Origin of the sequence: Streptomyces sp. YGL11-2, assembly GCF_050054615.1 — a bacterium.
Classification (GTDB): domain Bacteria; phylum Actinomycetota; class Actinomycetes; order Streptomycetales; family Streptomycetaceae; genus Streptomyces.
The window spans coordinates 7,650-12,866 of sequence record NZ_JBNHIN010000005.1; the positions used below are offsets into that span (position 1 = coordinate 7,650).

A 5,217-nucleotide genomic window follows, 5' to 3' on the forward strand; every position below is an offset into this window, starting at 1 on the left:
CAGGTGCGAGGTGTCGTTCAGCAACCGCAGCGAGGCGTTCCCGTCCGCGTAGTACGCCACCGCCGACAGCGACGCCGCCGACAGCTCCATCCGGAACAGCGACTCCGGCGGGGCGCCCAGCGCCAGCCGGACCAGGGTCTTGATCGGCGTGACATGGGTGACCAGCAGGACGGTCCGGCCCGCGTACCGGGCGATGAGCTTGTCGCGAACGACCGCGACCCGGCGGGCGGTCGCCGCGAAGGACTCGCCACCGCCGGTGGGCGCCGCCTTGACGGAGCCGAGCCAGGCGTCCAGATCCTCGGGGAAGCGCTCGCGGACCTCGGCGAAGGTCAGCCCCTCCCAGGCCCCGAAGTCGGTCTCGCGGAGCCCGTCCTCGACGCGGACGTCCAGGCCGAGCCGGGCCGCGATCGCGTCGGCGGTCTCCCGGCAGCGGCGCAGCGGTGAGCTGACGACGGCCTGGATCGTGCCGCGGGCGGCGAGCGCGGCGGCGGTCGCCTCGGCCTGGCGGCGGCCGGCGGCGGAGAGTTCGGGGTCGGTGCCGCCGCTGCCGGAGAAGCGCTTCTCGGGGGTCAGCGCGGTCTCGCCGTGCCGCAGCAGGACGAACGTCGCGGGCACGCCGAGGTCGGGCGCGCCCCAGCCCACCGGCGGGGCGGCGGGCGCCTGTTCGCCGGTCTCGGCCGCCTCGGCGGCCCGGTCGGCGGCGCGCGCCGCGGCGCTGCGGGCGGGCGCACCGGCGGTGGCCAGTGCCGCCCGGGAGTCGCGCGGCTCCCACTGCTTGCCGTTCTTGCCCGCGTCCATCGCCTCGTTGGCGAGCCGGTCGGCGTGCTTGTTCTTCTCCCGGGGGATCCACTCGTAGCTGACCTGGTTCGCGGGGAAGACCGTCTTCGCCTCGGCGGCCAGCGGCTTCATGTCCGGGTGCTTGATCTTCCAGCGGCCCGACATCTGCTCGACGACGAGCTTGGAGTCCATCCGGACGTGGACGGTGGCCTGCGGGTCCAGCGCGTGCGCGGCGCGCAGCCCGGCCAGCAGGCCCTTGTACTCGGCGACGTTGTTGGTCGCGGTGCCGATGAACTCGGCGGCCTCGGCCAGCGCCTCGCCCGTCGCCGGGTCGAGGACCACCGCGCCGTAGCCGGCCGGGCCCGGGTTGCCCCGGGAGCCGCCGTCCGCTTCGACGATCAGCTTGCGCGCCATGGCCTACAGGCCCGAGTCGGGCGTACGGACCAGGATGCGGCTGCAGTTCTCGCACCGTACGACGGCGTCGGCGGCGGCGGCCCGGACGTCGTTGAGCTCGGTGATGTTCAGCTCCAGCCGGCAGCCCTCGCAGCGGCGCTGGTAGAGGCGGGCCGCACCGACGCCGCCCTCCCTGGCGCGGATCTTGTCGTAGAGCTTGACGAGCGCCTCAGGGAGGTCCGCGACGGTCAGTTCGCGCTCCTTGGTGACCGTGGCGGCCTCGGCGTCGATCTCGGCGTAGGCGGCGTCCCGGCGGGCGGTGGCGTCGTCGACCTTGGCCTGGATGGCCCCGACCCGGCCGGTCAGCTCGGCGGCCCGCTCCTGGGCGGTCTCGCGGCGCTCCATGACCTCCAGTACGACGTCCTCCAGGTCGCCCTGGCGCTTGGCCAGCGAGGCCAGTTCGCGCTGGAGGTTCTCCAGGTCCTTCGGGGAGGTGATGGCGCCGGAGTCCAGGCGCTTCTGGTCGCGGGCGGCGCGCTGGCGCACCTGGTCCACGTCCTGCTCCGCCTTGGTCTGCTCGCGGCTGGTGTCGCTCTCCTCGGTCTGCGCGGCGACGAGCAGGTCGCGCTGCTGGGTGAGGTCGGCCTCCAGGGTCGTCAGCTCGGCCAGCTCGGGGAGGTTCTTGCGCCGGTGCGCGAGCTGGGTGAGCCGGACGTCCAGGCTCTGGACGTCGAGAAGGCGGATCTGGTCGGCGGGCGCGGCGTTCAGCGTGGGGCTCCTGTGGTGTTTGTCGGGGTGGTGAGCGGGGCGGACGCCGCGTGGGCGGTCCAGGGGTCGGTGACCGTACGGGAGACATGCGTGCGCAGTCCCCAGCCGTGCCGGTCGGAGACCGCGTCGAGCTGGGCCGCGGCCTGCTCGCACCACGGCCATTCGGTGGCCCAGTGGGCCGCGTCCAGCAGCGCCAACGGGCCGTGCTGCGTGGCCTCGGAGGCCGGGTGGTGACGCAGGTCGGCGGTGAGGAACGCGTCCACGCCGGCCGCCCGTACGTCGTCGAAGAGGCTGTCGCCGGAGCCGCCGGAGACCGCGAGGGTGCGGATCTCGCGGTCCGGGTCGCCGGCCGCCCGGATGCCCTGCGCGGTGGCGGGCAGGCGGGCGGCGGCGTGGCCGGCGAGCTCGGACAGCGTCATCGGGTGCGGGAGTTCGCAAATCCGGCCCAGGCCGCGGCGGCCGGCCGGATCGCTCGCGTCCGGCACCAGGGGGCGCAGGATCCGCAGGTCCAGCGCGCCGGCCAGGGCGTCGGAGACGCCGGGGTCGGCGGTGTCGGCGTTGGTGTGCGCGACGTGCAGGGCGATGTCGTGCTTGATGAGGGTGTGCACGACCCTGCCCTTGAAGGTCGAGGCCGCGACCGTCGTCGTCCCGCGCAGGTAGAGCGGGTGGTGGGTGACGAGGAGGTCGGCGCCGAGCTGCACGGCCTCGTCGACGATCTCCTGGACCGGGTCGACGGCGAACAGCACCCGGCGCACCTCGGCGCCGGGGTCGCCGCAGACGGTGCCGACGGCGTCCCATCCCTCGGCCCGCTCGGGGGGCCACAGGGCGTCGAGCGCGGCGAGGACTTCAGACAGTGCGGGCACGGGGGAAGGTTACCTCTCACCCGTGCCACCGCACCGCCCCGCGGTCCGCCGAGGGCACCGGGCACCGGGTCCGCGCGGGTCGGTGCCGGGCGGTCGGTGCCGGACGAGGAAGCCGCGCAGGTCGTCCAGGACGCCGTCGGCGGCGGTGCCGCCGAGTCCGAGGTACCAGATCTCGTCCTTCACGTTCCTCGCGTGGCCGTCCCTGACGGCCTTGAGGTTCTTCCAGAGCGGGTTCTGCTCGGCGGTGTCGCGCTTGGTGGACCCGGGGTCGCCGCAGACGCCGGTGAAGATCCAGTCGGCGTCGGCCTGGTTGATCTTCTCCGGGCCGACCTCGGTGGCGAGGTCGTCGGCCCGTTGGTTCTCGGGGCGAGGCAGGCCGACGTCCTTCTTCTTGGCTGCCGAACGGCCGCGAAGCCGCGGGTGAACTGCGGCATTTGACATCCTCGCGCCGGTCGACGGGGCGATGTGCACCCTGGCGTCCGCCGACACGGGCACCTTGAGCCGGGTTCCTGGTTCCTCCCCGTCGCGGCAGGGGTTGCGCACGGTGCCAGGACGCGTCCTGGCCATTTAGGGCGCCCTGACTTTACGCATCCTTGAATCAAGGAGCACAACCATCCCACCCACCACCGGCGAACCGGACAATCGCCACCCTTATGCGTGAAGACCGGCAACTCTCGTTGATCCGCCCGAAATGCGAAAACTAACGTCCCTCCACTGGAGGTGGCCACCGATGACGATCTGCGCCAGTGAGGACGCCACATCGCTCGACAGCCCGCACCGCGCGGCGCTGACGATCGCCGCCGACGGCTCGTACGCCGCCCGGCTCGCGCGCCACGACGACGCCGCCGGGAGCTGGTTTCCGGAGCGCTGGACGATCGGCGGCCCGGAGCCGTACGCGGTCCCCCTGCCGGGCAGCCAGCCCGAGGAGCCGGACAGCGAACTGCTGCCGCTCGCGGACGGCCGGGTGCTGCTCCTGCGCCGGGTCGCCGACCGCTTCACCGTCTCCCTGCTCTACCCGACCGACCCCGGGACCCGGGAGGTCCTGCTCGGCGCGGTGCCGGCGGACACCCTGACGCTGCTGCCGCCCACCCCGCGCGGGACGCTCGGCTATGCGCTGGCGCCCGGCGCGCGGGGCACCGCGCTGTGGCTGGTGCACGGCGGCGCGGCCGGGCCGGAGCGGGTCGCCGTGGTGCCGGGGCGCTGCACGGGCGGCGCCTGGCTGGACCACGACGGGCGACTGCTGGCGCTGGACCGGGAGTTGGACGGCCGGACCAAGACCGTGGTGGTCGATCTGGCGCGCGGCGGCCCGGCCAGTCCGCTGCTCCAGATCACCGAGCGGAGCAACGACCGCCTGCTGCTGGCCGATCCGGACAGCGGGCTGCTGCTCGTCCGGTCCGACGCCGCCGGGCACGACCGGTTGGGCTGGGGCGTGCTCGGCAGCAGCCTGCCGGTGCGCTTCCCGGAGTGTCTGCGGGCTCCCGACATGGCGGTGACGCCGTTCGCGGTGCAGCCGGGGCGGATGCTGCTGCCGGAGAGCTGTGCGGTGGCGTTCCGGATCGACGCCGCGAGCGGGACGTGGCTGGGCGTATGGCGGCCCGCGGGGCGGCGGTTGCGGCAGTTCCGGGCGCCGGAGGGCTGGCTGGCGGGCGCCGGGCTGTGGACGCGGGACGGTGAACTCCTGCTGCCCTACGCGACGGACGCGGTGCCGTGCGGGATGGCGCGGATGACCGTACCGCCGGAGCCGGTCGCGGTGCGGGTGGCCGCGGGGACGACCGCGGCCGTAGGGACGGTCGGCGCCGTACGGCCGGTCGCGGCGCCGGTCGCCGCGGCGCCGGTCGCCGCGATGGGCGGATCGGGAATCACGGATTCCGGGGGCGGGATTGTCCCGGATGCTGCGCATACCAGTACCGACTCCACAGCATCTCCACATCTCAAGGTCATCGGCGCGGAACCGCACACCAGTACCACGCATCCCCGATTGTGCAGGCCAGTGCCCCTGCAACAGGCACCTCTCGGGGCCCGGGAGGCCCGGTGAAGCGCTGTCTTCCGCCCAGTTACTATTCAGGCGGGGGCTACGCAGCCGGTTGACCCGGCCACCGACAGCGCCGCACGGGTTTCGCCCCGGCGGTAGCTGGGGGAGGTCCCGACGCGTACAGCTGTAAGCGATCTGACGGAGTGACTCTTTCCATGTCCGAAGCCCGAACCGACACGACCCAGGCGCGCCCGCAGGGGACCTCCGCCCAGGCCGCCGAGGCCGCAGGCGCCGGCAAGCACCGCGGCCAGGCTTCCTCCAGCGAGGAGGCCCAGGCCGCCGTCCACGGCCGGCACCGCCGGGACCATCAGGCGCAGACCGCCTGAGGACCCACCCGACGCCGACGGCCGCGGCCGCCGCACCGCTTCCCGCGGGCGGCGGCCG

At 74.2% G+C, this 5,217-nt stretch carries 5 protein-coding genes and 1 pseudogene; 2 read left to right on the forward strand and 4 right to left on the reverse strand.

Annotation, left to right across the window (positions count from 1 at the left end; translation table 11 throughout):
- From ACO1BR_RS07740 to ACO1BR_RS07755, 4 genes and pseudogenes are all read right to left on the reverse strand, one after another.
- The coding region (locus ACO1BR_RS07740) for a bifunctional RNase H/acid phosphatase (RefSeq protein WP_426794279.1) at positions 1-1,191 on the reverse strand (1,191 nt) is incomplete at its 3' end.
- Between the two features lie 3 nt (positions 1,192-1,194).
- Entirely contained in the window at positions 1,195-1,938 is a 744-nt protein-coding gene (locus tag ACO1BR_RS07745; RefSeq protein WP_426794500.1) for a zinc ribbon domain-containing protein, read from the reverse strand.
- Positions 1,935-2,801: a Nif3-like dinuclear metal center hexameric protein gene (locus ACO1BR_RS07750; RefSeq protein ID WP_426794280.1), complete on the reverse strand. Its 867-nt coding sequence runs from the start codon at positions 2,799-2,801 to the stop codon at positions 1,935-1,937. The genes ACO1BR_RS07745 and ACO1BR_RS07750 overlap by 4 nt, the downstream gene beginning before the upstream one ends.
- A gap of 99 nt (positions 2,802-2,900) precedes the next feature.
- Positions 2,901-3,188: pseudogene (locus tag ACO1BR_RS07755) on the reverse strand (ABC transporter substrate-binding protein); the annotation flags it as partial.
- Between the two features lie 343 nt (positions 3,189-3,531).
- Between ACO1BR_RS07755 and ACO1BR_RS07760 the strand changes: the two are divergent.
- Positions 3,532-4,836, forward strand: coding sequence for a hypothetical protein (locus ACO1BR_RS07760; RefSeq protein ID WP_426794281.1), 1,305 nt, complete (start codon positions 3,532-3,534; stop codon positions 4,834-4,836).
- 152 nt (positions 4,837-4,988) lie between these two features.
- Positions 4,989-5,159, forward strand: coding sequence for a hypothetical protein (locus tag ACO1BR_RS07765; protein WP_426794282.1), 171 nt, complete (start codon positions 4,989-4,991; stop codon positions 5,157-5,159).
- Positions 5,160-5,217: the final 58 nt, after the last annotated feature.

Coding starts and splice junctions, on each gene's coding strand:
- ACO1BR_RS07765 (WP_426794282.1), top strand. CDS start 4,989: ATGTCCGAAGCCCGAACCGACACGACCCAGGCGCGCCCGCAGGGGACC.
- ACO1BR_RS07760 (WP_426794281.1), top strand. CDS start 3,532: ATGACGATCTGCGCCAGTGAGGACGCCACATCGCTCGACAGCCCGCAC.